3 protein-coding genes are annotated in these 3,376 nt (G+C 39.5%); 2 read left to right on the top strand and 1 reads right to left on the bottom strand.

Annotated features, from left to right (window positions below):
- Nucleotides 1–61: 61 nt before the first annotated feature.
- On the bottom strand, nt 62–931 hold the full coding sequence (locus tag ACWATR_RS39005; protein WP_460345458.1) for a hypothetical protein: 870 nt from the start codon (nt 929–931) through the stop codon (nt 62–64).
- Between the two features lie 321 nt (nt 932–1,252).
- On the opposite strand from ACWATR_RS39005, the gene ACWATR_RS39000 reads away from it, so the two are divergent.
- Nucleotides 1,253–1,672: a helix-turn-helix domain-containing protein gene (locus tag ACWATR_RS39000; RefSeq protein ID WP_460345455.1), complete on the top strand. Its 420-nt coding sequence runs from the start codon at nt 1,253–1,255 to the stop codon at nt 1,670–1,672.
- A 153-nt stretch (nt 1,673–1,825) separates the two neighbouring features.
- On the top strand, nt 1,826–3,241 hold the full coding sequence (locus ACWATR_RS38995) for a PDC sensor domain-containing protein (protein ID WP_460345452.1): 1,416 nt from the start codon (nt 1,826–1,828) through the stop codon (nt 3,239–3,241).
- Nucleotides 3,242–3,376 lie beyond the last annotated feature (135 nt).

Raw genomic sequence — 3,376 nt, 5'->3', positions numbered from 1 at the left:
ATTTCGGCTTAAATAGTTAAAATTTTTATATATATCAATTAAGAAATATTTATGTATACAACTATACTAAATACCAAAACCCTCTAGCGCCTATCCAAGGCTTATTTTGCAATCTTGGGCTGTCTACCCTATCATTAGCAAGGTCAGATGAACTGAATGGTAACTTCTGGGATAACACACTAGTCTTTGGAAATTCTGGCATGAATAGATGCAAAACTGTTAAGTGTAATCCTGCCCAAAGAAGTTTGATAGTACCAGTAGAAACCAGTAATTGTCGCAAATAATCGCGCTCTACTGAGACACAAGAATCTCTAGGTGTGAGAACTTGACAAGAGATGCCCCAAAATTGTAGAGCTTTACAAATTTCTGGAGGAAAGTTTTTTTCAAAATCTGCTTTTGGCTGATAAGTCAGAATGAAAGCAGAACCTAAACTTGCAGCCAGCGCTATGGTATCGCGGAAGGCAAGAGGTAAAACATAGTCTATAGTTTGAGATTCGTCAAGTTGACTATCGAGGGATTTTGTAAGCGCTTCCCATTGCCAAAAGATTTCTAGATTTTTATTTTTAGGGAGGAGAGATTCTCTTAGACTATCTCCCAGCCAAAATAAATTAAGTCTTGCTAAGTCATTCTCCATACGGAATTGTTCCCATCTCTTAAGTGACCAAAGCGTTTCCTCCAGTGCAACACGTTCTTGCTTGGGTGTTCTACAAGAGTTAATTCCTTTTGGAGTAATTAATTCTGGATGTTGTAAATAAAAGGAAGAACTGTCAAGTATGTGCCAAAGTTCTCGTACAACCCATAACTCCATCACTTCTCCTAACTGTTGAATTAAAGGAACTCCGTGGACAGAAAGAGCTAAGGCTGGATCAATAATGCATATCTGAGGTTTGGAAAGAGGGGAATTGGTTTTGGACGAGAGTTCGTACTTCATTACATTTGGCTATGGCATTAGGTTTTGATGATTTTAATATGTATCCCAGCCGTATTTACTCTCTGGAAAGAAAGATTGCTTAATTTAGTGCCTACAACATAAATCAGAAAGCTTTTAAATACAATGCATAAAATTTGGATTTCGACTACTAGTTTAAATTAACTAGGTATAAAAGCTTAGTTAAAACAAGTGACTTGCAAAAATTTTGAAACAGCAATATTACTATAGAGAAAGTATTTTTTCACTCTCAAGAAAGTCAATAGATTTCTTGGTGAATTGATCAGTTTAGGGATAATTATTGCTTAAACCAAAAAAGCATTTATGAATAAGCATTGCACTGCTGATTTTCAGATAGTTGCAGAACAAGCTCTTGCCAATACTGCTAGATCATCAGATAGTTTACTAACGATATTTCCTAGTAATCCTCAACTAAGTCAGGTCTTTCAATTTATTGAGGCAAATTATAATCAACCAATCAGTTTATGTGATGTTGCTGTTGCCGTTGGTTACTGTGCGGCTTATTTGACCGATTTAGTACGACGCAATACGGGATATACAGTGAATGATTGGATTGTTGAACGCCGAATGGTAGCAGCACGGACTCTACTGCTAGAAACTGATCAATGCGTCAGTCAAGTTGCTCAAGCAGTTGGTTATCAGCATGAAGGTTACTTTTTTCGTCAGTTTCGCCGACATCATGGGATTACACCTCAAGCTTGGAGAAAGACGCAACGCAGTTAGATAGTAGCAGCCATTAGTCTTAATTGGAGTAGATCAATAAAGCTGTAAATCCATTCAAACCGAATGACATATCTAACTTTTAATCCCTAAACTCTAAGCCATTTTTGAAGCACCACTAAGTATTACACTTTAAAGCTGACAAGCATCTTTCAAATGAAGCATTTCCATCGGTTACTTAACCCATTTGCTTGGCCAATCGCTGCTAAAATTTCGGTAGCATTGGTTTGCGCTGTGCTAATACCGATGATCTTCACCGCCTACTACAACCTGCAACAGAGCTTAGACAGTGTAGAAGCTGGCGAATACCGCAAACTGGAACTGTTAGCTAGTAGTAGTGCTAGCCGCTTTGACCAATTAATTCTTGACCACCATCATGTGGTTGCCCAAGTCAGTAGTGATCGTCATGTGATGGATTTTCTGGCTGCTGATACATCAGTAAAGCGAGAAAATCACCGCTTTAACCTGCAATCGACACTACAAACTGTCTTCCGTTCACATCCAGACATTGATAGTGTCTTGCTGATGGATAGAAAGGGTCAGTGCGTTGCTGCCACAGACCTAAAGTTAATTGGTCAAAACTACTCCACTATTCAAAAGAACTTTTATGGGTTTAGCATCTTAGGGGATGAAACAACCAAAAGTCCAGGAATGTTTTTCTCGCAACCCGTGCGATCGCCTGATGGGGAAATTGTGGGAACCACCCTACTTAATGTTCGGGGAGAAAATATTTGGACAACTATTAATGCTAATGCCTTAGATATAGGCTTTCACAGTAGTGCCTTCTTGATTGACCAACAGGGAATAATCATTAGCTATCCCGATCCATCTGTTTCTGACCATAACCTGCTTCCACTGTCAACTAGGACGCTAAAGCCGATTGTTCAGGACAAACACTACGGTGTAGATCAGATTCAGAGTTTGGATATTCCTGACTTAAAGGTGATGGTGAGAGCTAAACAGCCAGGACATATCACCTATCGATTGCCGCGATCACAGCCGCAGATAGTCGGCTTTGCATCTTTAGCTACGCAACCTTGGGTATTGGGAGTAAGCCAGCCGAAAGCAGAATTTACTGCTCCTTTGAATCGCTTGATTTGGCTAAATAGCAGTAGTGTGGTGATTGTTGGAGGAATTACAGCAATCATCGCGCTGCTTTTAGGACTGAATATTTCTCGACCAATTCACGCTCTGACAGTTGCAGCCCAAGCATTAGAGGATGACAATTTTGATTCTCATGTGTTGGAACTACATCAGAATTTGGCTCAATTTGCCCATAGCCAAGATGATATCGGTCAATTAATGCGTGTCTTTTTAGAGATGGCTGAGTCAGTCAGAATGCGAGATCAGCGCCTAAAAGTGCAAGTACAGGAACTTTGTATTGAGATTAACGAAACCAAAAGAGCTAGCCACGTTGCCGAAATTACTGAAAATGAACACTTTCAGCAATTACAACAAAAAATCCAAAAGCTTAGAGAACAGCAAGTGACACAAACCGAAACTGAGACAGAGTACTACCAAAGATTGCAGAATCAGGTGCAATCTCTCAAAGAGCGATCGCATGATCTGTGAGCCATTGAATTTATCGATTAGCGTTGATGGCAAGACTGAAAGTTTGGGAGATATTTAAAGGGAAAAATTACTCTTGATTAATGACTTTGAGGTAAATTATGGCACAGATTATCGCAGTTCATTCATTCCGTGGTG

It is taken from the genome of Nostoc sp. UIC 10890, assembly GCF_054786515.1.
The sequence above is the reverse complement of the archived record's forward strand: the minus strand, read 5'-3'. Positions and strand labels throughout refer to the sequence as shown.